General features: G+C 63.7%; 23 protein-coding genes. 7 read left to right on the top strand and 16 right to left on the bottom strand.

The window, feature by feature from the left end; genetic code table 11:
* Positions 1 to 39 precede the first annotated feature (39 nt).
* A complete protein-coding gene (gene nhaB, locus B2790_RS22455) occupies positions 40 to 1,542 on the bottom strand; it encodes a sodium/proton antiporter NhaB (RefSeq protein ID WP_286919795.1) in 1,503 nt (500 codons plus the stop codon).
* 150 nt (positions 1,543 to 1,692) lie between these two features.
* Here nhaB and B2790_RS22450 point away from each other — a divergent pair, with 150 nt between their 5' ends.
* Together B2790_RS22450 and nudC are read left to right on the top strand one after the other, a co-directional pair.
* Positions 1,693 to 2,505 carry a crotonase/enoyl-CoA hydratase family protein gene (locus B2790_RS22450; protein WP_286919794.1) on the top strand — a complete coding sequence of 271 codons (813 nt, stop codon included), beginning with the start codon at positions 1,693 to 1,695 and terminating at the stop codon, positions 2,503 to 2,505.
* A gap of 36 nt (positions 2,506 to 2,541) precedes the next feature.
* Entirely contained in the window at positions 2,542 to 3,372 is an 831-nt protein-coding gene (gene nudC, locus B2790_RS22445) for an NAD(+) diphosphatase (RefSeq protein ID WP_286919793.1), read from the top strand.
* Here nudC and B2790_RS22440 read toward each other — a convergent pair.
* From B2790_RS22440 to B2790_RS22390, 11 genes are all read right to left on the bottom strand, one after another.
* Positions 3,340 to 4,119 (bottom strand): TSUP family transporter, encoded by a 780-nt coding sequence (locus tag B2790_RS22440; protein WP_286919792.1) that lies wholly within the window; start codon positions 4,117 to 4,119, stop codon positions 3,340 to 3,342. The two genes, nudC and B2790_RS22440, sit on opposite strands and share 33 nt — an antisense overlap.
* A 201-nt stretch (positions 4,120 to 4,320) precedes the next feature.
* Positions 4,321 to 5,151 carry an alpha/beta fold hydrolase gene (locus tag B2790_RS22435; RefSeq protein WP_075045649.1) on the bottom strand — a complete coding sequence of 277 codons (831 nt, stop codon included), beginning with the start codon at positions 5,149 to 5,151 and terminating at the stop codon, positions 4,321 to 4,323.
* A 203-nt stretch (positions 5,152 to 5,354) separates the two neighbouring features.
* Complete coding sequence (locus B2790_RS22430) at positions 5,355 to 6,644, bottom strand: NAD(P)/FAD-dependent oxidoreductase (protein ID WP_286919791.1); 1,290 nt, start codon at positions 6,642 to 6,644, stop codon at positions 5,355 to 5,357.
* A 242-nt stretch (positions 6,645 to 6,886) separates the two neighbouring features.
* Positions 6,887 to 8,842: a DNA topoisomerase III gene (locus tag B2790_RS22425; RefSeq protein ID WP_286919790.1), complete on the bottom strand. Its 1,956-nt coding sequence runs from the start codon at positions 8,840 to 8,842 to the stop codon at positions 6,887 to 6,889.
* A gap of 223 nt (positions 8,843 to 9,065) precedes the next feature.
* The gene (locus B2790_RS22420) at positions 9,066 to 9,494 is read right to left on the bottom strand and encodes a GNAT family N-acetyltransferase (RefSeq protein WP_003258855.1); all 429 of its coding nucleotides are present in this window, start codon (positions 9,492 to 9,494) and stop codon (positions 9,066 to 9,068) included.
* The gene (locus B2790_RS22415; protein WP_013973298.1) at positions 9,487 to 10,653 is read right to left on the bottom strand and encodes a cupin domain-containing protein; all 1,167 of its coding nucleotides are present in this window, start codon (positions 10,651 to 10,653) and stop codon (positions 9,487 to 9,489) included. The genes B2790_RS22420 and B2790_RS22415 overlap by 8 nt, the downstream gene beginning before the upstream one ends.
* Before the next feature lie 81 nt (positions 10,654 to 10,734).
* Positions 10,735 to 12,105 carry an adenylosuccinate lyase gene (gene purB, locus B2790_RS22410; protein ID WP_013973297.1) on the bottom strand — a complete coding sequence of 457 codons (1,371 nt, stop codon included), beginning with the start codon at positions 12,103 to 12,105 and terminating at the stop codon, positions 10,735 to 10,737.
* Between the two features lie 235 nt (positions 12,106 to 12,340).
* Positions 12,341 to 12,967: a high frequency lysogenization protein HflD gene (gene hflD / locus B2790_RS22405; RefSeq protein WP_015270973.1), complete on the bottom strand. Its 627-nt coding sequence runs from the start codon at positions 12,965 to 12,967 to the stop codon at positions 12,341 to 12,343.
* Positions 12,964 to 14,088 (bottom strand): tRNA 2-thiouridine(34) synthase MnmA, encoded by a 1,125-nt coding sequence (mnmA, locus tag B2790_RS22400; protein ID WP_286919789.1) that lies wholly within the window; start codon positions 14,086 to 14,088, stop codon positions 12,964 to 12,966. Before mnmA ends, hflD begins: the two co-directional genes overlap by 4 nt.
* 59 nt (positions 14,089 to 14,147) lie before the next feature.
* Positions 14,148 to 14,588 (bottom strand): NUDIX hydrolase, encoded by a 441-nt coding sequence (locus B2790_RS22395; protein WP_286919788.1) that lies wholly within the window; start codon positions 14,586 to 14,588, stop codon positions 14,148 to 14,150.
* A gap of 203 nt (positions 14,589 to 14,791) precedes the next feature.
* Positions 14,792 to 17,017, bottom strand: a complete 2,226-nt coding sequence (locus B2790_RS22390; protein ID WP_085664675.1) for an NADP-dependent isocitrate dehydrogenase — start codon at positions 17,015 to 17,017, stop codon at positions 14,792 to 14,794.
* A gap of 481 nt (positions 17,018 to 17,498) precedes the next feature.
* Here B2790_RS22390 and icd point away from each other — a divergent pair, with 481 nt between their 5' ends.
* Positions 17,499 to 18,755 (top strand): NADP-dependent isocitrate dehydrogenase, encoded by a 1,257-nt coding sequence (icd, locus tag B2790_RS22385; protein WP_025339776.1) that lies wholly within the window; start codon positions 17,499 to 17,501, stop codon positions 18,753 to 18,755.
* A 73-nt stretch (positions 18,756 to 18,828) separates the two neighbouring features.
* Here the strand turns inward: icd and cspD are convergent, their stop codons facing one another.
* The gene (cspD, locus tag B2790_RS22380) at positions 18,829 to 19,083 is read right to left on the bottom strand and encodes a cold shock domain-containing protein CspD (protein WP_025339775.1); all 255 of its coding nucleotides are present in this window, start codon (positions 19,081 to 19,083) and stop codon (positions 18,829 to 18,831) included.
* 230 nt (positions 19,084 to 19,313) lie between these two features.
* On the opposite strand from cspD, the gene clpS reads away from it, so the two are divergent.
* Together clpS and clpA are read left to right on the top strand one after the other, a co-directional pair.
* Positions 19,314 to 19,676, top strand: a complete 363-nt coding sequence (gene clpS / locus B2790_RS22375; protein ID WP_013973290.1) for an ATP-dependent Clp protease adapter ClpS — start codon at positions 19,314 to 19,316, stop codon at positions 19,674 to 19,676.
* Between the two features lie 30 nt (positions 19,677 to 19,706).
* Entirely contained in the window at positions 19,707 to 21,977 is a 2,271-nt protein-coding gene (clpA, locus tag B2790_RS22370) for an ATP-dependent Clp protease ATP-binding subunit ClpA (protein WP_025339774.1), read from the top strand.
* Between the two features lie 164 nt (positions 21,978 to 22,141).
* Here clpA and infA read toward each other — a convergent pair whose 3' ends face one another.
* The 3 genes from infA to aat form a co-directional block, all read right to left on the bottom strand.
* Entirely contained in the window at positions 22,142 to 22,360 is a 219-nt protein-coding gene (gene infA, locus B2790_RS22365) for a translation initiation factor IF-1 (protein ID WP_002553999.1), read from the bottom strand.
* A gap of 102 nt (positions 22,361 to 22,462) precedes the next feature.
* Positions 22,463 to 23,170, bottom strand: a complete 708-nt coding sequence (locus B2790_RS22360; protein ID WP_013973288.1) for an arginyltransferase — start codon at positions 23,168 to 23,170, stop codon at positions 22,463 to 22,465.
* Between the two features lie 56 nt (positions 23,171 to 23,226).
* Positions 23,227 to 23,907, bottom strand: coding sequence for a leucyl/phenylalanyl-tRNA--protein transferase (gene aat, locus B2790_RS22355; RefSeq protein WP_075045644.1), 681 nt, complete (start codon positions 23,905 to 23,907; stop codon positions 23,227 to 23,229).
* Between the two features lie 35 nt (positions 23,908 to 23,942).
* Here aat and B2790_RS22350 point away from each other — a divergent pair, with 35 nt between their 5' ends.
* Together B2790_RS22350 and B2790_RS22345 are read left to right on the top strand one after the other, a co-directional pair.
* Positions 23,943 to 24,215, top strand: coding sequence for a hypothetical protein (locus tag B2790_RS22350; protein ID WP_128637283.1), 273 nt, complete (start codon positions 23,943 to 23,945; stop codon positions 24,213 to 24,215).
* A 78-nt stretch (positions 24,216 to 24,293) separates the two neighbouring features.
* Positions 24,294 to 26,843: a DNA translocase FtsK gene (locus B2790_RS22345; protein ID WP_414708603.1), complete on the top strand. Its 2,550-nt coding sequence runs from the start codon at positions 24,294 to 24,296 to the stop codon at positions 26,841 to 26,843.
* The last annotated feature ends 19 nt before the right edge of the window (positions 26,844 to 26,862 follow it).

Genomic DNA, 26,862 nt, shown 5'->3' with positions numbered 1-26,862 from the left:
GGAGCTGGCTTGCCGGCGATAGGGCCGGTACAAGCTACATCACAGCCAGTAGGTCACCGCCCACCACCCCAGCCCACCCATCACTACGGTATAGGGCAAGGCCATCCACACCATTCGCCCATACGACAGCCGGATCAGCGGCGCAATCGCTGAAGTCAGCAGGAACAGGAACGCCGCCTGCCCATTCGGCGTCGCCACGCTCGGCAGGTTGGTGCCGGTGTTGATCGCCACCGCCAGCGTTTCGAAATGCTCGCGGCTCATGCTGCCATTGAGGAACGCCTGCTTCACCTCGGTGATGTAGATGGTGGCAACGAACACGTTGTCGCTGATCGCCGACAGCACGCCGTTGGCCAGGTACAGCATGCCCGGTTGCTGCTCGGCCGGCAGCGCCAGCACCCAGGCAATCAACGGGCTGAACAGTTGCTGCTGATGAATCACCGCCACCACGGCGAAGAACACCACCAGCAATGCAGTGAACGGCATGGCGTCCTGGAAGGCACGGCCCAGGCGGTGTTCGTCGGTAATGCCGGTGAATGCCGTGATCAGCACGATCACCATCAGGCCGATCAGGCCGACCTCGGCAACGTGCAACCCCAGGCAGACGATCAGGATCAGTGCGGCGAACCCTTGCACCCACAGCGCGATGCGCTGGGCAGTGGTGCGTGCTGCATCGTCCTCGGCGGCGTAGGCGGCCAGTACCTGACGCACCGGCTCGGGCATCAACGTGCCGTAGCCGAACAGGCGCAGCTTCTCCAGCAGCACGCAGGTCAGCAGGCCGGCGCCCAGCACCGGCAGCGACACCGGTGCCACTTTCAGGAAGAAATCGGCGAAGTGCCAGCCCATCTCATGGCCGATCAGCAGGTTCTGCGGCTCGCCCACCAGCGTGCACACGCCGCCCAGGGCGGTACCCACCGCGCCATGCATCAGCAGGCTGCGCAGGAAGGCGCGGAACTGGTCGAGGTCTTCACGGTGCAACTGTGCGACCTGCTGGTCGCTGTCCAGCGCACTGTCTTCGCGCGGGTTGGCCCCGGAGGCGACGCGGTGGTACACCGCATAGAAACCGACCGCGGCGCTGATGATCACGGCGGTCACGGTCAGCGCATCGAGAAACGCCGAGAGGAATGCCGACAGCACGCAGAACAGCAACGCCAGGATCGCCTTCGAACGCACCCCCAGCAGGATGCGCGAAAACAGGAACAGCAGCAGTTCCTTCATGAAGTGGATGCCCGCGACCATGAACATCAGCAGCAGGATAACCGGGAAGTTGTGCTGCAGCTCTTCGTACAGGGCTTGGGGGGTGGTCATCTGCAACAGCAGGGCTTCGACCAGCAGCAGGCCGCCAGGCATCAGCGGGTAGCACTTCAGGGCCATGCCCAGGGTGAAGATGAATTCGAGCACCAGTGCCCAGCCGGCAGCGACCGGGCCGACGGTCACCAGCAGCAGCGGGTTGAGCACCAGGAACAGGCAGATGACTGCCTTGTACCAAAGCGGCGACTGGCCCAGAAAGCTGTGGGCGAGGGCGCCGGTCAGTGAGCGCGACATGAATTTGTATCCTTATGATTCGGCGATGGCGCACGGTGCCGGATCAGCGCGTCTTAGGCAAGGCGTACAGTCCCGTTTTTGGCACAAGTGCGGTCATCGGGGTGGGTTACCATCCGTGCCATGAACCCTTCACCCGCAGGAGTGCCGCCCGTGACCGAGTACAGCGCATTCAAGGTCGAACTGACCAACAGCATCGCCCACGTTCAGATCAACCGCCCGGACAAGCGCAATGCGATGAACGCTGCCTTCTGGGAGGAGATCATCGACATCTTCCAGTGGGTCGACGACACCGACGCGGTGCGGGCGGTGGTGATCAGCGGTGCCGGCAAGCATTTTTCCGCTGGTATCGACCTGATGATGCTGGCTTCGCTGGCAGGGCAGATGGGCAAGGACGTGGGCCGTAACGCACGCTTCCTGCGCAGCACCATCCTGCGCCTGCAGGCGTCGTTCAATGCCGTGGACAAATGCCGCAAGCCGGTACTGGCCGCGGTGCAGGGTTACTGCATTGGCGGCGCCATCGATCTGATCTCGGCCTGCGACATGCGCTACTGCAGCAGCGACGCGCAGTTCTCGATCAAGGAAATCGACATGGGCATGGCCGCCGATGTCGGCACACTGCAACGTTTGCCTCGTATCATCGGTGACGGCATGATGCGTGAGCTGGCTTTCACCGGGCGCAATGTCGAGGCCGAAGAGGCGCTGCGCATCGGCCTGGTCAACCGGGTCTATGATGATCAGGCCGCGCTGATGGACGGGGTCTTTGCCATCGCCGGCGAGATTGCCGCAAAATCGCCGATCGCCGTGGCCGGCACCAAGGAAATGCTCAGCTACATGCGTGACCATCGCGTCGACGATGGCCTGGAGTACATCGCCACCTGGAACGCCGCGATGCTGCAGTCCGAAGACCTGCGCGTGGCGGTGGCGGCACACATGAGCAAACAGAAACCGACGTTCGCCGACTGATCAGGCCGGGGGACGCGCAGTAAGGGAACCCCCGACATGTCAGCACGCTGGACTACCGCAGTAATCGACCCGCAGATCACCGGGGGGCTGGCCGTGGCCCGCAGCCCGGAAGGGTTCCTGGTGGACGACAACGGCGCGCTGTTCCCTCGCGACTGGCTCAAGCGCCAGGACCTCGATGTGCTGTGCGAGCACGGCATCGGCCACTTCGACGGCCAGCCGGTGTTCCTGCTGGAGCTGCGCAGCGCCACCGACGTGCCCGGCTGCGCCTGGCGCGGCCTGCGCGCGTTCATGCTCGAGGGTGACTTCGACACCTACAAAGTGCTGGGCTATGCCGCGCAGATCGGCACCTGGGCCCGCGAGCACCGTTTTTGCGGCAGCTGCGGCCAGGCAATGACGCAGATCCGCTGGGAACGGGCAATGTACTGCCAGCCTTGCGACCTGCGCAGCTACCCGCGTATTTCGCCAAGCATGATCGTGCTGGTGACCCGTGGCGACGAAATCCTGCTGGCGCGTTCGCCACGCTTCGTCACCGGGGTGTACAGCACCCTGGCAGGCTTTGCCGAGCCGGGCGAGTCGGCCGAGGACTGCCTGGTGCGCGAAGTGCGTGAAGAGGTGGCGGTGGATGTAAGGAACATCCAGTACGTCGGCAGCCAGTGCTGGCCGTTCCCGCATTCGATGATGCTGGGCTTCCATGCCGAGTATGCCGGCGGCGATATCGTCATGCAGCCGGACGAGATCGAGGATGCCAAGTGGTTCAGCGTCCACGACCTGCCGCCGCTGCCGGCCGGGCGGTCGATTGCCCGGTACCTGATCGACCTTTATGTAGCCAGACGCTTAGGCCTGCCCGAACCAGTGCTGCCACGCTAGGCGCACGGTTAATGCCAGCACCACGGTGATGAACACCGGGCGGATGAACTTGCTGCCGCCACTGATCGCCGTGCATGCGCCGAAGAAGGCGCCAACCATCACCGACAGGCCCATGCACAGGCCGACGATGTAGTCCACCTGCCCGGAAATGATGAATACCGTCAGCGCTGCGATGTTGCTGACGAAGTTCATGCTGCGCGCCACGCCGCTGGCACGGACCAGGTCGATGGGGTAGAGCAGCAGGGTGCTGACCGTCCAGAACGCCCCGGTACCCGGGCCGGCCACGCCGTCATAGAAGCCCAGGGTGAAGCCTTGCGGTACTTGCCACTTTTTCCTGATCGGCGCATCGGCATCCAGCGGCGCCTTGGGCGTGCCGCCGAACAGCAGGTAGACGCCACAGGCGAAGACGATCACGGGCAGCATCTTGTTCAGCCATTCGGCAGGCATGTAGTGGGCGATCACTGCACCGAGCAAAGCACCGACCAAGGTGGCGAACAATGCCGGGCGCCATTGCGCCGGGTGGAACAGCTTGCGCCTGTAGTAGGTGAAGCCGGCGGTGGCCGAGCCGAAGGTAGAGCTGAGCTTGTTGGTGCCCAGTACCAGGTGTGGCGGCATGCCGGCGGTGAGTAGCGCCGGGGTGGTGAGCAGGCCGCCACCGCCGGCGATGGCATCGATGAAGCCGGCGACGAAGGCGACCAGGGCCAGGATCAGCAGGGTGAGGGGTTCTACGGTGAGTTCGAAGGGCATGGGGTTTTGGCAGGCAGGGAGGCAGGGGGCGGCAAAGGGCCGCACTAGAAGGGTGACATGGTAATCCTGGGGGAGGTGTGTTGCCAGTGCCGGCCCTTTCGCGGGCATGCCCGCTCCCACAGGTTACCTGCACATTTCGATACCTGTGCAGTACCTGTGGGAGCGGGCGCGCCCGCGAAAGGGGCGGTACAGGCCATCACATCAGCTACGGATAAACGCCAGCAAATCCGCATTGATCACATCGGCATGGGTGGTCGGCATGCCATGCGGGTAGCCTTTGTAGGTCTTGAGTGTGCCGTTAGGCAGTAGCTTCGCCGACAGCACCCCGGAATTTTCATACGGCACGATCTGGTCATCGTCGCCGTGCATCACCAGCACCGGCTGGGTGATGCCCTTCAGGTCTTCGGTGAAGTCGGTCTGGGAAAACGCCACGATGCCATCGTAATGGGCCTTGGCACTGCCAATCATGCCTTGGCGCCACCAGTTGCCGATGATGCCTTCGCTGGCTTCTGCACCGGGGCGGTTGTAGCCGTAGAACGGCCCGGCCGGTACATCCCGGTAGAACTGCGCACGGTTGCTGGCGACCTGGGCCTGGAAACCGTCGAACACCGATTTGGGCAGGCCACCGGGATTAGCGGGCGTCTGCACCATCAGTGGCGGTACGGCGGCGATCAGCACGGCCTTGGCCACCTTGTCTTCTGGGTGCCGGGCCATGTAGCGCACCACTTCACCGCCACCGGTCGAGTGGCCGACATGCACGGCGCCCTGGATGCCCAGGTGAGCGACGACCGCCGCCACATCGTCGGCGTAGTGGTCCATGTCGTGGCCGTCCCATACCTGGCTGGAGCGGCCATGGCCGCGACGGTCGTGGGCGACCACGCGGTAACCATGGGCGAGGAAGAACAGCAACTGGGCATCCCAGTCGTCGGCGCTGAGCGGCCAGCCGTGGTGGAAGTGAATGACCGGCGCGTCACGCGGGCCCCAGTCCTTGTAGAAGATCTGTACGCCATCCTTCGTGGTTACATAGCTCATGGTCGGGTCTCCTGTGTGCAGGAAGCGAAGGGAGCTATTGAGAATAGGAGGGATTTGGCTTGGCACTGGAGATTATGGGTGCGGATTTGCACGGTCCCCTGTGGGAGCGGGCGTGCCCGCGAACACCGGCGAAGCCGGTGCCATCCATCGCGACGCTTGTTTCGCGGGCATGCCCGCTCCCACAGGGGAGTTGTGTCAACTAATCAGACGCGGTCGCGCATCCGGTACCAGGCCTTGGCTGCAGCTTCCAGCGGTGCTGCCAGCATGTCTCCGCCGGGGAAGCGGCCGTTGTCGATGCCTTGGTACAGCGTCAGCAGGTCGTCGTCGCCAAGAATGGCATCGCTGACCGCCCGCGCCGCCGCCAGTGTAGGCAGCACGCCATGGCCAGAGAAACCCTGCAGCCAGTAGCGCTGGCCCTCGCGACCGACATCCGGGGTGCGCTGGATGCTGCAGTCGATATGGCCGCCCCAGGCGTAGTCGATGGCCACCCCGGCCAGCTGCGGGAATACCCGCTCCAGGTAGGGGCGGGTAGCGCTGGCGACATCTTTGGGAATACCACCCAGGTAGGTGCAGCCGCCGCCGAACAGCAGGCGATGGTCCGGGGTGAGGCGGAAATAGTCGGGCACGAACTGGTTGTCGATCACGCAACTGTTGCGCGGCAGTAGCGATTGGGCGAAGTCGGCATCCAGCGGTGCGGTGGCTACCTGATAGGAGCCAACCGGCAACAGGCGGCGCGACAGGTTGCGGTCGAGGCGGTCGATGTAGGCGTTGCAGGCCAGCACCAGCACCTGGCAGCGTACTTCGCCGCGGTCGGTACGGGCCACATAGCCATCGCCGGCTTTCTGGTAGTCGAGCACCTGGCTCTGTTCGTAGATCCGCCCGCCAGCCGCCTCGATGGTGCTGGCCAGGCCCTGGGCCAGCTTCAGCGGGTTGAGGTGGGCGCCTTTGGCGTCGTATAGCGCGGCCTGGTAGCGCGGGCTGTCGATCCATTGCGGCAGCTCGTCGCGGCCGATCAGGCGCAGGGCGTCGTAGCCCCATTTGTGTTCGGCCTCATGCAGGGCTTCTTCCAGCATCTTCACCCGGCGCGGCAGCACGGCGGTCCACAGGCTGCCCAGCCGGTAGTCGATGTCGAAGCCATGGCGCTCGGGCAGTTCGCGCATTTCATCGGCGGCCCAGCACATGCTGGCCCATAAGCGTTGGGTGCGTTCGACGCCCAAGGCCTTTTCCAGCGGCGGCATGTCGCACGACCAGCCGAGCAGTGCCTGGCCGCCGTTGCGGCCGGACGCGGCCCAGGCCACGCGGCTGGCTTCCAGCAGCGTTACGCGCTTGCCGGCCTGGGTCAGGCATAAGGCGGTATGCAGGCCGCTGAAGCCGGCGCCAATGATCAGGACTTCGGTGTCGTGGCTGCCTTGCAGGGGAGGGTGCAGGGGAATGCTGGCGGGGTAGGTCTGGGCGTAGTAGCTGGCGACGTGCTGGGCGGATTGTTTGAACATGCAGGGGTCTCATGAAATTTGTTTTGATTATTTTCATGAAAATTTAGCATGAAAAATTCATGGTGCCAGTATGTTGGTCGGGTTTATGGTGTGCCTGGGTTTTTGTGTTGCCGGTACCGGCCTCTTCGCGGGCACGCCCGCTCCCACAGGGACCTCACAGTTTTCAAACCTGTGCCTGGCAAGTGAAGGCCTGTAGGAGCGGGCGTGCCCGCGAAGAGGCCGGACCTAATAGTGCAAAAACTTCAGGTTGCCGCCTTTCTCCGAGGCTGCCGCGGCTTGCTGGCAGCCTTGCTTCCCGCCGCTTTACTCTTCCCACTCCCCCGACGCTTCTTCTTCCACGGCGGCGCAGCCCCGGCTGCCGGCCCGCTGATGGTCATGCGCATGCCGCTGCACCGTTCGACCAGCTTGCCCATCCATGCCGACTGCCGGGCGACGAACTCCTCCAGCGTCATCTCGCCACTCTGCACCATGTCCAGCGCTTGCTCCCAGATAGCCGTGGTGCCTGGGTCGGCGATGGCGCGTGGCACGGCGTCGATCAGGCTGAAGGCCGCAGGGGTGGCGGACAGCGCTTTGCCGTTCTTCACCAGGTAGCCGCGGTCAAGCAGGCCCTGGATGATGCTGGCGCGGGTGGCTTCGGTGCCGATACCGGTGGTTTCCTTCAGCTTCTGCTTCAACCGCGGGTCGTCCACCAGCTTGGCCACGTTCTTCATTGCCTTGATCAGGTCGCCTTCGGTAAACGGCTTGGGCGGCTGGGTCCACAGGTCTTTCAGTTGCAGGCCCTGCACTGTGCAGTCCTGGCCTTCGCGCAGCGCCGGCAGCACCTGGGCCGGTGGTGCCTCGCGGCCCTTGGCCGGGGTCAGCGCCTCGGGCAGCGCACGGCGCCAGCCCGGTTCGACGATCTGCTTGCCTACGGCACGCAGGGCATGGCCGGCGCAGTCGAAGTCGGCCTGGGTGCGGTCGTACTCGTGGTTGGGCAGGAACTGCGCCAGGTAGCGGGCGCGGATCAGGGTGTACACCGCCTTGTGCTTGGCTGGCAGGCGCGACGGGTCGCTGGCGGCGGCGGTGGGGATGATGCCGTGGTGGGCGCTGACCTTGGCGTCGTTCCACGCGCGTGAGCGGCGTTGCGGCTCCAGGTAGGGCTGCAGCGGCGCCAGGCTGGCATCGGCCCGTTGCAGGGCAGCGAGGATGGCTGGCGCTTCGGCGTGCTGGCTTTGCGGCAGGTAGCCGCAGTCGCTGCGCGGGTAGGTGATCAGCTTGTGGGTTTCGTACAGGGCCTGGGCGATGTCGAGGGTTTCCTGGGCGCCGAGGCCGAACTTTTTCGAGCACAGCTCCTGCAGGGTGCCAAGGTCGAAGGGCAGGGGTGCCGCCTCACGCACGCGCTCGGTGGTCACCTTCACGGCCCGGGCAGTACCCGCATTGCCGATGTCGGCGGCAGCCTGCTGCGCCAGGGCCTGGTTCAGGCAGCGGCCCTGGTCGTCGCAGGCGTCCTCGGGGGCGCGCCACTGGGCGTTGAAGCCAAAGCCTGCGTGTTCGAGCTGCACGTCGATGGCCCAGAACGGTACCGGCACGAAGTCGGCGATGCTGCGGTCGCGGTCGACCACCAGGCGCAAGGTGGGCGTTTGCACCCGGCCCACCGGCAGCACGCCCTGATAGCCCGACTGGCGGCCCAGCAGGGTGAACAGCCGGCTCATGTTCATGCCGATCAGCCAGTCTGCGCGCGAACGGCCCAGCGCCGAGTGGTACAGGTTGAAGGTTTCGTGGCCCGGCAGCAGCCGCGCCAGGGCCTTGCGAATGGACGCGTCATCCAGTGCCGACAGCCACAGGCGCTGCACCGGGCCGCGGTAGCGGCAATGCTCGACCAGTTCGCGGGCGATCATTTCGCCTTCGCGGTCGGCGTCGGTGGCGATCACCAGTTCGCGCGCTTCGCCGAGCAGGCGCTTGACCGCCTTGAACTGGCTGGCGGTCTTGGGCTTGACCAGCATCTTCCACTTTTCCGGGATGATCGGCAGATCGGCCAGGTTCCAGCGCTTGTAGCGTTCGTCGTAGCTGTCGGGCGGGGCGGTTTCCAGCAGGTGGCCGATGCACCAGGTCACGCAGACGTCGGTGCCTTGCCAGCAGCCATCGCCCTTGCGGTTGGCGCCGAGCACTTTGGCGATGTCTTTTGCCTGGGAGGGTTTTTCGCAGAGGAACAGGCGCATGGCCGGGGACGCTTCATCGGGGGTGATGGGCGATAGGATGCGCAAGAGAGGGCGCGGAGGCAAGTTTTATCTGGATGGATGTACAGGTTTTTGTCAGGGAAGATGTATTTTGCTGTGCCGGCCTCTTCGCGGGCTTGCCCGCTCCCACAGGTACTGCACAGCATTCAATATCTGTGGGGTCCTTGTGGGAGCGGGCAAGCCCGCGAAGAGGCCGGTACAGGGATCAGGCGCGCGAGTCGCGCACCATGTCCACGTGCGGGATGCCGGCTTCGAGGAACTCTTCGCTGACTACGCGAAAGCCCAGCCGCTCGTAGAACGGCGTGGCGTGCACCTGGGCGCTGAGCATCTGCTGCTTCAGGTCGCGGTTCTGTGCTTCGACAATCACCGCGTTCATCAGCGCGTCACCCACCTTCAGCCCGCGCCAGTCCTTCAGTACCGAGACCCGGCCGATGGTGCCGTCAGGCAGCAGGCGCGCGGTGCCGATCGGGTAGTCGCCTTCCAGGGCCAGGAAGTGCGCGGCGGTCGGGTCATCCGAGTCCCACTCCAGCTCCGGCGGCACGTGCTGTTCGGCAATGAACACCGCTTCGCGGATGCGGCGGATGTCGGCGTTGTCCTTGTGCCAGTCGGCGAGGCGCACACGAATCTTATTCATTGGCGAATCCCAGGCTTCCTTGTTTGACCAGCTGCTGTACCAGCATAAGGCCATCTTCATCCTGCAGCCATTCGCCCAGGTTGTCGATGTGCAGGGCGTCGGCCGCGCAAACCAGCTTCAGCAGCTCGCGCAGTTTGCCCGGCAGCGGGCAGCTGCGGCCGCTGGCGAACAGCAGCAGGTCTTCTTCGAACTCCGACCAGGCCAGGCGGGCGCTCGGGTTGCGGATCAGGATGGCGCCTTGTTCCAGGGCATCGATCAGCTCTTCCTCGGACAGCTCTTCACCGACGATCTGCTCGGGGTAGCGTGGCTCGGTCATGAACTGGCCGAACCAGGTCAGCAGCAGGTCTTTGTCGCCCATGTGCTTGTCGAGCAGCGCCTTGAGGCGGTCGAGGGCGTCGTGCTGGATCTGGTGCGGGTCGCTGACCGGCTGGGCATCGGCGTCGCTGTAGCGTTCTTCGTCGGGCAGGAACTGGCCGAGGAAATCGGTGAAGTGGGTCAGCACTTCAGCGGCGCTTGGCGCGCGGAAGCCTACCGAATAGGTCAGGCAGTCGTCCACGGCCACGCCGTAGTGGGCCAGGCGTGGTGGCAGGTAAAGCATGTCGCCCGGCTCCAGGGTCCACTCATCGCTCTGCTCGAAGTCGGCGAGGATGCGCAGGTCGGCGTGCTCCAGCAGCGAGCTGTCGCTGCTGCACATCTGGCCGATTTTCCAGTTGCGCTGGCCGTGGCCCTGCAGCAGGAACACGTCGTAGTTGTCGAAGTGCGGGCCGACGCTGCCACCGGGGGCGGCGAAGCTGATCATCACGTCATCGATGCGCCAGCTGGGCAGGAAGCGGAAGTTTTCCAGCAGTTCGGCTACTTCCGGGACGAACTGGTCCACGGCCTGCACCAGCAGGGTCCAGTCCTTTTCCGGCAGCTCGGCAAAGGTATCTTCGGTGAACGGGCCGCGGCGCAGCTCCCACGGGTGCGCGCCGTGCTCGAGTACGATACGCGACTCTACTTCCTCTTCCAGGGCCAGGCCGGCCAGCTCGTCGGGGTCGATCGGGCTGATGAAGTCCGGGAAGGCCTGGCGCACCAGCAGCGGCTTCTTCTGCCAGTAGTCGCGCATGAATTCGCGGGCCGAGATGCCGCCCAGCAGCTGCAGTGGAGTATCAGGATTCATGTTCAACCTATTGAAAAAATGTAATTTTCGTTCGGGAATAAAAACGCCCGGCCAGGCCGGGCGTTGAACGCGACGGTCAGCTTAGATGCGTTTGGCCTGTGCTGCCGCGTTGCCGATGTAAGTAGCAGGGGTCAGCTGCTTGAGCTCGGCCTTGGCTTCGGCTGGCATGTCCAGGCCGTCGATGAAGGTCAGCAGCGCTTCCGGGGTGATGCCCTTGCCACGGGTCAGCTCTTTGAGCTTCTCGTAGGGGTTTTCGATGTTGAAGCGGCGCATCACGGTCTGGATCGGCTCGGCCAGCACTTCCCAGCAGGCGTCCAGGTCGGCGGCGATGCGGGCTTCGTTGACTTCCAGCTTGCCGATGCCTTTCAGGCTGGCTTCGTAGGCGATGACGCTGTGGGCAAAGCCCACGCCCAGGTTGCGCAGCACGGTGGAGTCGGTCAGGTCACGCTGCCAGCGCGAGATCGGCAGCTTGCTGGCCAGGTGCTGGAACAGCGCGTTGGCGATACCCAGGTTGCCTTCGGAGTTTTCGAAGTCGATCGGGTTGACCTTGTGCGGCATGGTCGACGAGCCGATTTCACCGGCAACGGTCTTCTGCTTGAAGTAGCCCAGCGAAATGTAGCCCCACACATCGCGATCGAAGTCGATCAGGATGGTGTTGAAGCGGGCAATGGCGTCGAACAGCTCGGCGATGTAGTCGTGCGGCTCGATCTGGGTGGTGTACGGGTTGAACTGCAGGCCCAGCTCGTCTTCGATGAAGGCGCGGGCGTTCTGCTCCCAGTCGATCTGCGAGTAGGCCGACAGGTGGGCGTTGTAGTTGCCCACGGCACCGTTGATCTTGCCCAGCAGCGGTACGGCGGCAACCTGGGCGATCTGGCGCTCCAGGCGGTACACGACGTTGGCCAGTTCCTTGCCCAGGGTGGTCGGCGAAGCCGGCTGGCCGTGGGTGCGCGACAGCATCGGCACGTCGGCGTGGGCGTGGGCCAGGGCGCGGATGGCGTCGGCGATCTGGCGCATCAGCGGCAGCAGCACTTCGTCACGGCCGGCGCGCAGCATCAGGGCGTGGGACAGGTTGTTGATGTCCTCGCTGGTGCAGGCGAAGTGGATGAACTCGCTGACCTTGGCCAGCTCAGGCAGCTTGGCGGCCTGCTCCTTGAGGAGGTATTCGATCGCCTTGACGTCGTGGTTGGTGGTGCGCTCGATTTCCTTGACGCGTTCGGCGTGCTCGAGCTTGAAGTCGGTGGCCAGGCTGTCCAGCAGGGCGTTGGCTTCGGCGGAGAACGCCGGCACTTCGCCGATCTGCGGGTGGGCGGCCAGGCGCTGCAGCCAGCGCACTTCGACCAGGGCGCGGAAACGGATCAGGCCGAATTCGCTGAAAATGGGGCGCAAGGCCTGGGTTTTGCCGGCATAACGGCCGTCTACAGGGGAAACCGCAGTGAGCGAAGAAAGCTGCATGGGGTGTTCTCGGACAGTCAGGCTTTTGGAAGGGCGCATATCATACATGAAAAATGCGCTCAGGTCGGGTGGCTGACCAAAGGTCGGGCCATAAATCAGCTGTGCATTGTGCATTGCCTGTTCTGGCCCTATCGCCGGCAAGCCAGCTCCCACAGGTACTGCACCGGTCTTGAGCACAGTGCGTATCCTGTGGGAGCTGGCTTGCCGGCGATGAGGCCGGAACTGTCAGCCCCTGTCAGGAGGGGCTGCGCATCATGTCGTACAGTTCGTTCAACAGCTTGCGCCGGCTGAATACCAGCTGCCAGCGGTGCCCGCCCAGCTGGCGCCACAGGCGTGCGGCGCGGATGCCGGCCAGCAGCAGGGCGCGGATCTTCGAGGCGTTGCTGGCCTGCTGCAGGAAGCGCATGTCGCCATGTACCTGGATGCGCTGGCGCAAAGTGCTCAGGGTGTCCTGGTACAAGGCTCCACTGGAAGCGATGACGTTTTCATGAACCAGGCCGAAATGCTCGGCCTGGGACTGGATTTGCGGCAGGCGGTTGCCGATGGTGTCGAGCAGGTCGCCGCGCTTGTTCAACTGGCGCTCCAGGCCCAGCATCGACAGGGCGTAGCGCAGCGGCTCGCGCTGCAGGCTGCTGGGGTCGCGCTCCAGCGCGCCGACCAGCGCGCGATAGCCGTCGCGCAGGTTCAGGTCGTCACCGCCGAACACCTCCAGGGTGTCCTTGGGGTCGCGGACCAGCAGGCTGCCGAGCATGCAGCCGATGTTGGCCTCGCTGGCCTGGCCGGTGCGGGCGATGCGGTCGACCAGTACGGCGGCCTGGAACACACCGCCCAACGCAATCAGCTGCTCCTGCAGGTTGCTCATGCGCGCGGGCTCCACGGCTCGGCGGCTTCGATCACGCCGCCGCCCAGGCACACTTCGCCGTCGTAGAACACCACCGACTGGCCCGGGGTAACGGCACGTTGCGGTTCGTCGAACACCGCACGGTAACCGCTTTCGGTCAGTTCCAGGGTGCACTGCTGGTCGCTCTGGCGGTAGCGCACCTTGGCGGTGAGCTGGCGCGGGCTGCCGAGGTCGACCGGGTTGACCCAGAAAATTTCCGAAGCGAGCAGGGCGCGGGAGAACAACCACGGGTGTTCATTGCCCTGGCCGACCACCAGCACGTTGCGGGTCAGGTCCTTGTGCAGCACGTACCACGGCTCGTCACCGGCGTCCTTCAGGCCGCCAATGCCCAGGCCCTGGCGCTGGCCGATGGTGTGGTACATCAGGCCGTGGTGGCGGCCGATCACTTCACCGTCGGTGGTCTCGATGTTGCCCGGCTGGGCCGGCAGGTATTGCTTGAGGAAGTCGCTGAAGCGGCGCTCGCCGATGAAGCAGATGCCGGTGGAGTCCTTCTTCTTGGCGGTGGCCAGGCCGTGCTTTTCGGCAATGGCGCGTACTTCGGGCTTTTCCAGCTCGCCAACCGGGAACAGGGTGCGGGCGATTTCCTTGCCGCCAACGGCGTGCAGGAAGTAGCTCTGGTCCTTGTTCGGGTCCAGGCCCTTGAGCAGTTCGGTGAGCTCGCCGGTGTCGCGACGGCGCACGTAGTGGCCGGTGGCGATCAGGTCGGCACCCAGCGACAGGGCGTAGTCAAGGAACGCCTTGAACTTGATTTCGCGGTTGCAGAGGATGTCCGGGTTGGGCGTGCGGCCGGCCTTGTACTCTTCGAGGAAGTGCTCGAACACGTTGTCCCAGTATTCGGCGGCGAAGTTGGCGGTGTGCAACTTGATGCCGATGCGGTCGCACACGGCCTGGGCGTCGGCCAGGTCTTCACGGGCGGTGCAGTATTCGGTGCCGTCGTCTTCTTCCCAGTTCTTCATGAACAGCCCTTCCACCTGATAGCCCTGCTCCATGAGCAGAAGGGCGGAGACGGAAGAGTCCACGCCGCCGGACATGCCGACGATAACGCGGGTCTTGGCGGGGTCTTTGTGTGCTGGGCTGGTCATGGTTACCGGTGTGTATCAAGGGGGAAAAACGCCGATTCTATCAAACCTGCGGCGGCGCGTCAGTCGCGCAGCAGGTCGAGGCTGTGCAAGGGGCCTTTCAGGTAGTCGTCGAGGCAGCGTGGTACCAGCTCGCTGCGCCAGCGGGCGGGGTCGGCCAGCAGTTCGTCGCGGGTCAGCCACACGGCGCGGACGATGTCGCTGTCCAGTGCCAGGTCGGCGTGATGGCGCACGGGGCGGGCGGCGAAGCAGATGCGCTGGTAGGTCACGCCGTTGCTTGGGGCGGTGTACAGGTAGATGCCGACCACGCCGGTGAGCTCGACTTCCCAGGCGGTTTCTTCGAGGGTTTCGCGCAGGGCGGCCTGGGGCAGGGTCTCGCTGGGTTCGAGGTGGCCGGCGGGCTGGTTGAAGACGTGCTGGTTGGCTTTGAACTCTTCGACGAAGAGGAACTTGCCTTCGTGTTCGACGATGGTGGCGACGGTGATGTGGGGTTGCCAGGTCATTGCTGTGTCCTTGTCGATTGAGGGGGCCGCTTTGCGGCCCTTCGCGGGCACGCCCGCTCCCACAAGTGGTGCGCCAGCCTGACTGAAAGCACTTTTCCTGTGGGAGCGGGCGTGCCCGCGAAGGGCTGCAAAGCAGCCCCGGGGGCCAGAAAGCACAAACCCCGGTGCGTGGCCGGGGTTTGTGCTGTTACTTCAAGCGAACCTTACAGGGCGGCAATGGCGCTGTTCAGGGTCTGGCTTGGGCGCATCACCTTGGCGGTCAGCTCGGCATCCGGGGCGTAGTAGCCACCGATGTCGGCCGGCTTGCCCTGGACGGCGTTGAGCTCGGCGACGATGGTCTCCTCGTTCTCGGTCAGGGTCTTGGCCAGTGGTGCGAAGCGTGCCTGCAGGGCAGCGTCGTCGTTCTGCGCAGCCAGGGCCTGGGCCCAGTACAGGGTCAGGTAGAAGTGGCTGCCGCGGTTGTCGATACCACCGACTTTGCGCGAAGGCGACTTGTTGGTGTCGAGGAACTTGCCGGTGGCCTGGTCCAGGGTGTTGGCCAGCACTTTGGCGCGCGGGTTGTCGTAGGTGTTGCCCAGGTGCTCCAGGGAAGCGGCCAGGGCCAGGAATTCACCCAGCGAGTCCCAACGCAGGAAGTTCTCTTCCACCAGCTGCTGCACGTGCTTCGGTGCCGAACCGCCGGCGCCGGTTTCGAACAGGCCGCCACCGCTCATCAGCGGCACGATCGACAGCATCTTGGCGCTGGTGCCCAGTTCCATGATCGGGAACAGGTCGGTCAGGTAGTCACGCAGCACGTTGCCGGTCACCGAGATGGTGTCCTTGCCTTCGCGGATGCGGGCCAGGGAGAACTTGATGGCGTCGACCGGTGCCAGGATGCGGATGTCCAGGCCGGAGGTGTCGTGATCCTTCAGGTACTTCTGCACCTTCTCGATCATCACGCCGTCGTGGGCGCGGGCCGGGTCCAGCCAGAACACTGCTGGGGTGTTGCTCAGGCGGGCGCGGTTGACGGCCAGCTTGACCCAGTCCTGGATCGGCGCGTCCTTGACCTGGCACATGCGGAAGATGTCGCCGGCTTCGACGTTCTGCTCGAGAACGACCTGGCCTTTGCTGTCGACCACGCGCACGACGCCGTCGGCCTTGATCTGGAAGGTCTTGTCGTGGGAGCCGTACTCTTCGGCCTTCTGTGCCATCAGGCCGACGTTCGGTACGCTGCCCATGGTGGTCGGGTCGAAGGCGCCGTTGGCCTTGCAGTCTTCGATGGTGGCCTGGTAGATGCCGGCGTAGCAGCGGTCCGGGATGATCGCCTTGGCATCCTGCAGTTCGCCGGCGGCGTTCCACATCTTGCCCGAGTCACGGATCATGGCCGGCATCGAGGCGTCGACGATGACGTCGCTCGGCACGTGCAGGTTGGTGATGCCTTTGTCGGAGTTGACCATGGCCAGGGCCGGACGCTGGGCGTACAGGGCCTGGATGTCGGCTTCGATCTCGGCCTGCTTCTCGGCTGGCAGGTCCTTGATGCGGGCGTACAGGTCGCCGATGCCGTTGTTGGCGTTGAAGCCTACTTCAGCCAGGGCGGCGGCGTGCTTGGCCAGCACGTCGTTGTAGAACTCTTCGACGATGACGCCGAACATGATCGGGTCGGAGACCTTCATCATGGTGGCTTTCAGGTGTACCGACAGCAGCACGCCGGAAGCCTTGGCATCGGCGATCTGCTCGGCGATGAAGGCTTTCAGGGCCTTGCGGCTCATGGTGGCGCAGTCGATGACTTCGGCAGCTTTTACCGCAGTCTTTTCTTTCAGTACGGTGGTGTTGCCGTCTTTGCCGACCAGCTCGATGCGCAGGCTGTCGTCAGCCTCGATCAGTGCGGCTTTCTCGCTGCCGTAGAAGTCGCCCTGGGTCATGTGGGCAACGTGCGACTTGGAGTCGGCAGCCCAGGCGCCCATCTTGTGCGGGTGCTTGCGGGCGTAGTTCTTGACCGACAGCGGCGCGCGGCGATCGGAGTTGCCTTCGCGCAGGACCGGGTTCACGGCGGAACCTTTGATGCGGTCGTAGCGGGCGCGGGATTCTTTCTCTTCCGCGGTGGCCGGCTCGTCGGCGTAGTCAGGGATGTTGAAGCCCTTGCCCTGCAGTTCCTTGATCGCGGCTTTCAGCTGCGGTACCGAGGCGCTGATGTTCGGCAGCTTGATGATGTTGGCTTCAGGGGTGGTAGCCAGCTGGCCCAGTTCCGCCAGGTGATCGCCTACTTGCTTCTCTGCGCCCAGTTGCTCCGGGAAGGCGGCGAGGATGCGGCCAGCCAGGGAGATGTCGCGGGTTTCGACGGCGATGTCAGCCGAAGCGGTGAAGGCTTCGATGATCGGCAGCAGCGAGTAAGTGGCGAGGGCGGGGGCTTCGTCGGTGAAGGTATAGATGATCTTGGAACGGGTGGGCATGCGGGTTAACTCTCTGTGTGCTGAGCGTGCTCGAGTCTCGTGGTGCGCAGGGTAGGCGCATCGCCCTGGCAACGCCATGAGCGGAAAGTCGAGAGGCTGCGAGCGGTGATGGTGGATGCATCAGTCGAGCGTCAAGTGCTGGGCTGCGGTAACAGTCCAGGCTTCGTGGCCAGGCTTTGTGTCCATTCATGGCCAAGGGCGGTCCGCATTTTTCCAAGGGATCGCCCCGATGACCCTTCGGTCGCGGCGGAGTATACCAAACCATTCGGGCTAATCAGCAAGGCCAAGTGATATCGGCCCATTTATAAGACCAAAGACTAAGCGGCAATGTGGCGAAATGCCGCAGCATCGGCGGTGCATCCTTCGCGGGCGCGTCGGGTCGCCGCACCGCCGCTCCCACAGCTTGCAGGTCGGCAGATGTGGTTTAGGCTCAGTGGATCGCATGATGTCCAATCACACCCGACAGCGGAGTAGTGCAAGCATGGGATACCAGAAAATCAAGGTTCCGACCGACGGCGCGAAGATCACCGTCAATGCAGACCATTCGCTCAACGTTCCTGACAACCCGATTATTCCTTATATCGAGGGCGACGGGATTGGCGTCGATGTCTCGCCGGTAATGATAAAAGTGGTCGACGCCGCCGTGCAGAAGGCCTACGGCGGCAAACGCAAGATCGCCTGGATGGAGGTGTACGCCGGCGAAAAAGCCACCCAGGTGTACGACCAGGACACCTGGCTGCCCCAGGAAACCCTCGATGCCGTACGTGATTACGTGGTGTCGATCAAGGGGCCGCTGACCACCCCGGTGGGCGGCGGTATCCGTTCGCTCAACGTGGCCTTGCGTCAGCAACTGGACCTGTACGTGTGCCTGCGCCCGGTGCTGTGGTTCCAGGGCGTGCCCAGCCCGGTGAAAAAACCCGGCGATGTGGACATGGTGATCTTCCGCGAGAACTCCGAGGACATCTATGCCGGCATCGAGTGGAAGGCCGGTTCGCCCGAGGCGAACAAGGTGATCAAGTTCCTCAAGGAGGAAATGGGCGTTACCAAGATCCGCTTCGACCAGGACTGTGGCATTGGCGTCAAGCCGGTGTCGAAGGAAGGCACCAAGCGCCTGGTGCGCAAGGCGCTGCAGTACGTGGTGGACAACGACCGCGAGTCGCTGACCCTGGTGCACAAGGGCAACATCATGAAGTTCACCGAGGGTGCCTTCAAGGACTGGGGCTATGAAGTGGCGCGCGACGAGTTCGGGGCCGAGCTGCTCGATGGTGGCCCATGGATGAAGTTCAAGAACCCCAAGAGCGGCCGTGAGGTCATCGTCAAGGACGCCATCGCCGACGCCATGCTGCAGCAGATCCTGCTGCGCCCGGCCGAGTACGACGTGATCGCCACCCTCAACCTCAACGGTGACTACCTGTCCGATGCCCTGGCGGCGGAAGTGGGCGGTATCGGCATTGCGCCGGGTGCCAACCTGTCCGACACCGTGGCCATGTTCGAGGCCACCCACGGCACCGCGCCCAAGTATGCCGGGCAGGACAAGGTCAACCCGGGTTCGGTGATCCTGTCGGCGGAGATGATGCTGCGGCACATGGGCTGGACCGAGGCGGCGGACCTGATCATCAAGGGTACCAATGGCGCGATTGCTGCCAAGACCGTGACCTATGACTTCGAACGCCTGATGGACGGCGCCAGGCTGGTGAGCAGTTCAGGCTTTGGCGATGAAATGATCAAGCATATGTAAGGCAACGGAAAACCGGCCGCTTCCAGTCAGGAGGCGGCCGGTTTTTTCGTGTACCGGCAGGCGGCGCGGCAGTTCAGGCGTCGGCAGTGCTGCTGGTGTGCGGAGCCCTGGCGGCCGCGGCGGCAGTGGCGCTGCTGATATTCACCGCGTGCAGGCCTTTGGGGCCCTGGACGATGTCGAAGCTCACGGCCTGGCCGGCCTTGAGCGTCTTGTACCCGTCCATCTGGATGGCTGAATAATGAGCGAACAAGTCGTCGGTCTTGCCCTCTTCATTGATGAATCCGTAGCCCTTGGCATTGTTGAACCACTTGACTTTACCGCTTGCCATCCCTATGTCCCTCTGCAAAGGACTCCATCACTGGAGTATCATCCACTTCATCCGCATACGAACCATGCGAAAAATCTGGTTGACTGCGCGGATCTTTATCGACCACGGTGGGTTCTTATTGGTTGTAACACCGTTTTGCCGATAGTCAAGGTCGCCCGGCGCCTGCGCTGGCCGTGCCCTTCGCAGTCAACCCACAACCTTAACCTGTCGCTCATGATGAAATTCTTTCCATGCATGCACCTAGTGAGATTCGACTAACATTCAATCAGGATCGCCCGCAATCGAATGAGGACGACGGCTCGGGTCTTGCAGTTCAGGAAGCCAAGCCGATCCTGCAGGCGCCACCGATGTACAAGGTGGTTTTGTTCAACGATGACTACACGCCGATGGATTTCGTCGTCGAAGTGCTCGAGACGTTCTTCAATCTGAACCGCGAGCTGGCGACCAAGATCATGCTGACCGTCCATACCGAAGGGCGGGCAGTGTGCGGATTGTTTACCCGTGACATCGCCGAAACAAAGGCTATGCAGGTCAACCAATACGCCAGGGAAAGCCAGCATCCGCTACTCTGTGAAATCGAGAAGGACGGTTAATCGCCGACCACTTGGGTATGAGGTGAAGCTATGTTAAACCGCGAGCTCGAAGTCACCCTCAATCTTGCCTTCAAGGAGGCTCGTTCGAAGCGTCATGAGTTCATGACCGTCGAACATCTGCTGCTGGCACTCCTTGACAATGAGGCTGCCGCGACCGTTCTGCGCGCCTGTGGCGCCAATCTCGACAAACTCAAGCACGACCTGCAAGAGTTCATCGATTCCACCACACCCCTGATCCCGGTCAACGATGAAGATCGCGAAACCCAGCCGACCCTGGGCTTCCAGCGTGTACTGCAGCGTGCCGTGTTCCACGTGCAAAGCTCCGGCAAGCGTGAAGTCACTGGCGCCAACGTGCTGGTGGCGATCTTCAGCGAACAGGAAAGCCAGGCCGTGTTCCTGCTCAAGCAGCAGAGCGTGGCCCGCATCGACGTGGTCAACTACATCGCCCATGGCATCTCCAAGGTGCCGGGCCATGGTCCGCATTCCGAAAACGACCAGGAAATGCAGGATGAAGAGGGCGGCGATACCGCCTCTTCGAGCAACCCGCTGGATGCCTATGCCAGCAACCTGAACGAACTGGCCCGTGCCGGCCGTATCGACCCGCTGGTAGGCCGCGAGCAGGAAGTTGAGCGCGTGGCGCAAATCCTTGCCCGTCGGCGCAAGAACAACCCGTTGCTGGTGGGTGAGGCAGGCGTGGGCAAGACCGCCATCGCCGAAGGCTTGGCCAAGCGCATCGTCGATGGCCAAGTGCCCGACCTGCTGGCGCAGAGCGTGGTGTATTCCCTCGATCTCGGCGCACTGCTGGCGGGTACCAAATACCGTGGCGATTTCGAGAAGCGCTTCAAGGCGCTGCTCGGCGAGCTGCGCAAGCGCCCGCAGGCGATCCTGTTCATCGACGAAATCCACACCATCATTGGTGCCGGTGCGGCGTCGGGCGGGGTGATGGATGCGTCCAACCTGCTCAAGCCGCTGCTGTCGTCCGGTGAGATCCGTTGCATCGGTTCGACCACCTTCCAGGAATTCCGCGGCATTTTCGAGAAGGACCGTGCCCTGGCGCGGCGCTTCCAGAAGGTCGATGTCAGCGAGCCGTCGGTCGAAGACACCGTGGGCATCCTGCGTGGCCTGAAAGGCCGCTTCGAAAGCCACCACAACATCGAGTACAGCGACGAAGCCTTGCGCGCCGCCGCTGAACTGGCCTCGCGCTACATCAATGACCGGCACATGCCGGACAAGGCCATCGACGTGATCGACGAAGCCGGTGCCTACCAGCGCCTGCAGCCGGAGGCCAACCGCGTCAAGCGCATCGACGTGCCGCAGGTCGAAGACATCGTCGCCAAGATCGCGCGGATTCCGCCGAAGCACGTCACCAGTTCCGACAAGGAACTGCTGCGCAACCTCGAGCGTGACCTGAAGTTGACCGTATTTGGTCAGGACCAGGCGATCGATTCGCTGGCCACCGCCATCAAGCTGTCCCGCGCCGGCCTCAAGTCGCCGGACAAGCCTGTCGGTTCGTTCCTGTTCGCCGGCCCGACCGGCGTCGGCAAGACCGAAGCAGCACGGCAGCTGGCCAAGGCGCTGGGCGTGGAGCTGGTGCGCTTCGACATGTCCGAGTACATGGAGCGCCACACCGTGTCGCGCCTGATCGGTGCGCCTCCTGGCTATGTTGGCTTCGACCAGGGTGGTTTGCTGACCGAGGCGATCACCAAGCAACCGCACTGCGTATTGCTGCTCGACGAAATCGAGAAGGCCCACCCGGAAGTCTTCAACCTGCTGCTGCAGGTGATGGACCACGGCACCCTGACCGACAACAACGGGCGCAAGGCCGACTTCCGCAACGTGATCCTGATCATGACCACCAACGCTGGCGCAGAAACCGCCGCGCGGGCCTCGATCGGCTTTACTCATCAGGACCATGCGTCCGATGCCATGGAAGTCATCCGCAAGAGCTTCACGCCGGAGTTCCGCAACCGCCTGGACACCATCATCCAGTTCGGCCGCCTGAGCCACGAGACGATCAAGAGCATCGTCGACAAGTTCCTTATCGAACTGCAGGCGCAGCTGGAAGACAAGCGAGTGTTGCTGGAAGTCAGCGATGATGCACGCGGCTGGCTGGCGGCCTCGGGCTACGATGTGCAGATGGGGGCGCGGCCGATGGCGCGGCTGATCCAGGACAAGATCAAGCGGCCGCTGGCCGAGGAGATCCTGTTTGGCGAACTGGCCGAGCATGGTGGCGTGGTGCACGTTGACCTGCGCGATGGCGAGCTGGTGTTCGACTTCGAGACCACGGCTGAGGTTGCTTGATAGATGGGGCCGCTTTGCGGCCTTTCGCGGGCACGCCCGCTCCCACAGGGGATAGCTATTACCTGTGGGGGCGGGCGTGCCCGCGAAGGGCTGCAAAGCAGCCCCTGCAATCCTGAAGGCACAAAAAAGCCCGGCACATGGCCGGGCTTTTTCATGGCTTGAGCTTAGCGCGCACGGTAGGTGATGCGGCCCTTGCTCAGGTCGTAGGGCGTCAGTTCGACGCGGACCTTGTCGCCAGTGAGAATACGGATGTAGTTCTTGCGCATCTTTCCGGAGATGTGCGCGGTTACGACGTGCCCGTTTTCCAACTCCACGCGGAACATGGTGTTGGGCAGGGTGTCGACGACAGTACCTTCCATTTCGAAGCTGTCTTCTTTCGACATGCAGTAGAGCCCTCGGATCCAGTGTTGGCCCGACGCATAACCGCACCGGGCAAAAAAGTGGCGTGGATTATGCCCGAAAACTGTGTGTCAAGCCAATGCCTTTCAGTTGAGGGTGACCCAGCGCTGATTTATCAACAGTTCGATAGGCCGATACTGCGTCTTGTAGTTCATTTTCTTGCAGTTCTTGATCCAGTAACCCAGGTAAACCGCCTCCAGGTCCTGGCGCAGGGCTTCGGTGATCTGCCAGAGGATGGCGAAGCGGCCCAGGCTGCGGCGTTCTTCGTCCGGCTCGTAGAAGGTGTACACCGCTGACAGGCCGTTGGGCAGCAGGTCGCATACCGCTACCGCCATCAGGCGGCCTTCCAGGCGGAACTCGTAGAACCAGCAGAACGGCAGGTCGCGCACCAGGAAGGTGGAGAACTGGTCGCGGCTGGGCGGGTACATGTCACCGTCGGCGTGGCGCGTTTCGATATAGCGCCGGTACAGCTCGAAGTACTCTTCCTTGAACGCCGGGCGTGCGGCGGTCACGGTCAGGTCGGCGTTGCGCTTGAGGATGCGCCGTTGCTGGCGGTTGGGGATGAAGCGTGCCGCCGGGATGCGTGCCGGCACGCAGGCATTGCAGTTCTGGCAATGCGGGCGGTACAGGTGGTCGCCACTGCGGCGGAAGCCCATTTCCGACAAATCGGCGTACACGTGCACGTCCATCGGCTGGCTGGGGTCGAGGAACAGTGTGGTTGCCTGTTCGTCGGGCAGGTAGCTGCAGGAGTGGGGCTGAGTGGCATAGAACTTCAACCGCGCCAACTCTGTCATGATCAACCCCCTCGGTGAGACTTTGCTTTAAGTGTAAGCCAGCTATGGGAACTCGCCTAGGGAAGCCATGTGGCGCTGTTGGGCTGGTCGAGGTGGCGTGCCAGGTAGCCGGCGAACTCGGCGCGGCTGATGGCGTGGGCGCCCAGGCTGTGCAGGTGGTTGGTCGGCATCTGGCAGTCGATGAGGACGAAGCCGGCCTGGCGCAGGTGGTTGACCAGGGTCACGAAGCCGACCTTGGAGGCGTTGTCGGCGCGGCTGAACATCGATTCGCCGAAGAACAGCTGGCCCATGGCCAGGCCGTACAGGCCGCCGACCAGCTCGCCATCCTGGCGCACCTCCACCGAATGGGCGATACCGCGCCGGTGAAGCTCGCAGTAGGCGGCGCGCATGGTGTCGGTGATCCAGGTACCGTCGGCGTAGTCGCGTGGCGCGGCGCAGGCGGCGATCACCGCCGGGAAGTCGGTGTCGAAGCTGACCTGGTAACGACCCTGGCGCATCAGCTTGGCCAGCGAGCGCGACACGTGCAGCTGGTCCGGGAGCAGCACCGTGCGCGGGTCGGGCGACCACCAGAGGATCGGCTGGCCGTCCTGGTACCACGGGAAGCAGCCATGGCGATAGGCCTGCACCAGGCGCTCGGGGCTCAGGTCGCCGCCGGCAGCGAGCAGGCCGTTGGGGTCGTGCAGGGCCTTTTCCAGTGGCGGGAAGGTCAGCGAGTCGCGGGTCAGCCAGGTGAGCATGGTCTATCGTGCGGTGGGGGAGGGGAGAGGGCAGCATGGCGCGGGTGAAAAGCAGGGTCAATCTCTTTGGCTTCTTCGCGGGCGCGCCCGCTCCCGCAGGCCATGTGCAGGCTCTGAAGCCTGCGGGGGTACCTGGGGGAGCGGGCAAGCCCGCGAAGAGGCCGGCACAGGCGATGAAAATAGGCAATTTCCTACACATTCATGAGACAGCAGGCACCATCCGCTACATTTGCTGTCACACCTGTGCAAAAACACAGCATAAGCCTTTGTCACAAAAGAAAATGCATGCTCAAATTGCAGCTATATGAAAGTCGCCCCCGGCCATACCCCCATCTGGCGTGCCGCCATGGCGGCTGGCGGGCAGTAATGTTAAAAGTAGTGGTTCATTGGCCGCACCGTCGGCTGATCACTATTGGACGCGCAGCACGCGCAGGAATAGACGCGTTTTGAAGAAATCCACCGCAACTCCAGCTCCCTTGCCCGTCCCCCTGTGGCGGCAGCAGCTGCATTATCGCCTCAAGGAAGGTGCGTTGATCGCTGTCGGCGCCCTGTGCCTGTACCTGTGGATGGCGCTGCTGACCTACGATACGTCGGACCCGGGCTTCAGCCACACCAGCAACGTCGACCAGGTGCAGAACGCCGCCGGGCGTGCCGGTGCCTACTTCGCCGACATCCTGTTCATGGTGCTGGGGTACTTCGCCTACATCTTCCCGCTGCTGCTGGCGATAAAGACCTGGCAGATCTTCCGCGAACGCCACCAGCCCTGGGACTGGAGCGGCTGGCTGTTCTCCTGGCGGCTGATCGGCCTGGTGTTCCTGGTGCTGTCTGGTGCGGCGCTGGCGCATATCCATTTCCACCCGCCTGCGAGCATGCCGTTCTCCGCCGGTGGTGCGCTGGGCGAGAGCCTGGGCGACCTGGCGCGCAACCTGCTGAACGTGCAGGGCAGCACGCTGATGTTCATTGCCCTGTTCCTGTTCGGCTTGACCGTGTTCACCGACCTGTCGTGGTTCAAGGTGATGGACCTGACCGGCAAGATCACCCTCGACCTGTTCGAGCTGGTGCAGGGCGCCGCCAACCGTTGGTGGGAAGCACGCAACGAACGCAAGCGCCTGGAGGCGCAGCTGCGCGAGGATGAACCGGTGGTCAAGGCCGCGCCGATGGCCGCCGACAAGCGCGAACCGGCCAAGCCGGCGCTGCGCGAGCGCATCTTCAAGCGTGAAGAAGCACCTGCCCAGTCGGTCGAACCACGTGAGCCAACCCTGTCGCGCGAGCCTGTGGTGCCACGCGAGTCGCCGGCACCTCGTGAGCCGGTAATCTCCCGCGAACCACCTGCCGCGGCCCCGATGATCGTGCCGCCGACACCCGCCAGGGCGCCGGAGCCGAGCAAGCGGGTGATGAAGGAGAAGCAGGCGCCGCTGTTCGTCGACAGCGCGGTGGAAGGTACCTTGCCGTCGATCTCAATCCTCGACCCGGCCGAACAGAAGAAGATCGAGTACTCGCCGGAATCCCTGGCCGGTGTCGGCCAGCTGCTGGAAATCAAACTCAAGGAATTCGGCGTGGAAGTGGCGGTGGACTCGATCCACCCTGGCCCGGTGATTACCCGTTACGAAATCCAGCCGGCCGCCGGCGTGAAGGTCAGCCGTATCGCCAACCTGGCCAAGGACCTGGCGCGTTCGCTGGCAGTGACCAGTGTGCGTGTGGTCGAGGTCATCCCCGGCAAGACCACCGTGGGTATCGAGATCCCCAACGAGAACCGGCAGATGGTGCGTTTCTCCGAAGTGCTGGCCACGCCGCAGTACGACGAGCAGAAATCGCCGGTCACCCTGGCCCTGGGCCACGGCATCGGCGGCAAGCCGGTGATCACCGACCTGGCCAAGATGCCGCACCTGCTGGTGGCCGGTACTACCGGTTCCGGTAAGTCGGTGGGTGTGAACGCGATGATCCTGTCGATCCTGTTCAAGTCCAGCCCGGAAGACGCGCGGCTGATCATGATCGACCCGAAAATGCTCGAACTGTCGATCTACGAGGGCATCCCGCACCTGCTGTGCCCGGTGGTCACCGACATGAAGGACGCCGCCAACGCCCTGCGCTGGAGCGTGGCCGAGATGGAGCGGCGCTACAAGCTGATGGCGGCCATGGGCGTGCGTAACCTGGCCGGCTTCAACCGCAAGATCAAGGACGCCCAGGAAGCCGGCGAAATCATCCATGACCCGCTGTACCGCCGCGAGAGCATGGACGATGAGCCGCCTGCGCTGAAAACCCTGCCGACCATCGTGGTGGTGGTCGACGAATTCGCCGACATGATGATGATCGTCGGCAAGAAGGTCGAAGAGCTGATCGCCCGTATCGCCCAGAAGGCACGTGCGGCCGGTATCCACCTGATCCTCGCTACCCAGCGCCCATCGGTGGACGTGATTACCGGCCTGATCAAGGCCAACATCCCGACCCGCATGGCGTTCCAGGTGTCGAGCAAGATCGACTCGCGGACCATCATCGACCAGGGTGGTGCCGAGCAGCTGCTGGGCCACGGTGACATGCTGTACATGCCGCCGGGCACCAGCCTGCCGATTCGTGTGCACGGCGCGTTCGTCTCCGACGACGAGGTGCACCGCGTGGTGGAAGCGTGGAAGCTGCGCGGCGCCCCGGACTACAACGACGACATCCTCAACGGCGTCGAGGAGGCCGGCAGTGGCTTCGAAGGCGGCGGCGGTGGTGGCGATGGCGAAGATTCGGAAAGCGACGCCCTGTATGATGAGGCCGTGCAGTTCGTGCTGGAAAGCCGCCGCGCGTCCATCTCGGCCGTGCAGCGCAAACTGAAGATCGGCTACAACCGCGCCGCCCGCATGATCGAAGCCATGGAAATGGCCGGCGTGGTCACCCCCATGAACAGCAACGGCTCGCGGGAAGTGATAGCCCCGGGCGGCCCGCGCGACTGACGAACACCTTGCCGGGCGC

The organism is Pseudomonas sp. UBA6753 (assembly GCF_002453565.1).
In the GTDB taxonomy this organism is placed as follows: domain Bacteria; phylum Pseudomonadota; class Gammaproteobacteria; order Pseudomonadales; family Pseudomonadaceae; genus Aquipseudomonas; species Aquipseudomonas putida_Z.
Note: the sequence above shows the minus strand (reverse complement) of the source record. Positions and strands in the feature narration are given on the sequence as shown.

Bases quoted from the DNA above. Each gene is read 5' to 3' on its own strand.
- clpA (WP_025339774.1), top strand. From the start codon at position 19,707: ATGTTAAACCGCGAGCTCGAAGTCACCCTCAATCTTGCCTTCAAGGAG.
- mnmA (WP_286919789.1), bottom strand. From the start codon at position 14,088: ATGACCAGCCCAGCACACAAAGACCCCGCCAAGACCCGCGTTATCGTC.
- aat (WP_075045644.1), bottom strand. From the start codon at position 23,907: ATGCTCACCTGGCTGACCCGCGACTCGCTGACCTTCCCGCCACTGGAA.
- B2790_RS22390 (WP_085664675.1), bottom strand. From the start codon at position 17,017: ATGCCCACCCGTTCCAAGATCATCTATACCTTCACCGACGAAGCCCCC.
- B2790_RS22435 (WP_075045649.1), bottom strand. From the start codon at position 5,151: ATGAGCTATGTAACCACGAAGGATGGCGTACAGATCTTCTACAAGGAC.
- B2790_RS22395 (WP_286919788.1), bottom strand. From the start codon at position 14,588: ATGACCTGGCAACCCCACATCACCGTCGCCACCATCGTCGAACACGAA.
- icd (WP_025339776.1), top strand. From the start codon at position 17,499: ATGGGATACCAGAAAATCAAGGTTCCGACCGACGGCGCGAAGATCACC.
- B2790_RS22350 (WP_128637283.1), top strand. From the start codon at position 23,943: ATGGCGCGGGTGAAAAGCAGGGTCAATCTCTTTGGCTTCTTCGCGGGC.
- nudC (WP_286919793.1), top strand. From the start codon at position 2,542: ATGTCAGCACGCTGGACTACCGCAGTAATCGACCCGCAGATCACCGGG.
- clpS (WP_013973290.1), top strand. From the start codon at position 19,314: ATGCATGCACCTAGTGAGATTCGACTAACATTCAATCAGGATCGCCCG.
- purB (WP_013973297.1), bottom strand. From the start codon at position 12,105: ATGCAGCTTTCTTCGCTCACTGCGGTTTCCCCTGTAGACGGCCGTTAT.
- B2790_RS22415 (WP_013973298.1), bottom strand. From the start codon at position 10,653: ATGAATCCTGATACTCCACTGCAGCTGCTGGGCGGCATCTCGGCCCGC.
- cspD (WP_025339775.1), bottom strand. From the start codon at position 19,083: ATGGCAAGCGGTAAAGTCAAGTGGTTCAACAATGCCAAGGGCTACGGA.
- B2790_RS22360 (WP_013973288.1), bottom strand. From the start codon at position 23,170: ATGACAGAGTTGGCGCGGTTGAAGTTCTATGCCACTCAGCCCCACTCC.
- B2790_RS22430 (WP_286919791.1), bottom strand. From the start codon at position 6,644: ATGTTCAAACAATCCGCCCAGCACGTCGCCAGCTACTACGCCCAGACC.
- B2790_RS22440 (WP_286919792.1), bottom strand. From the start codon at position 4,119: ATGCCCTTCGAACTCACCGTAGAACCCCTCACCCTGCTGATCCTGGCC.
- nhaB (WP_286919795.1), bottom strand. From the start codon at position 1,542: ATGTCGCGCTCACTGACCGGCGCCCTCGCCCACAGCTTTCTGGGCCAG.
- B2790_RS22425 (WP_286919790.1), bottom strand. From the start codon at position 8,842: ATGCGCCTGTTCCTCTGCGAAAAACCCTCCCAGGCAAAAGACATCGCC.
- B2790_RS22420 (WP_003258855.1), bottom strand. From the start codon at position 9,494: ATGAATAAGATTCGTGTGCGCCTCGCCGACTGGCACAAGGACAACGCC.
- infA (WP_002553999.1), bottom strand. From the start codon at position 22,360: ATGTCGAAAGAAGACAGCTTCGAAATGGAAGGTACTGTCGTCGACACC.
- hflD (WP_015270973.1), bottom strand. From the start codon at position 12,967: ATGAGCAACCTGCAGGAGCAGCTGATTGCGTTGGGCGGTGTGTTCCAG.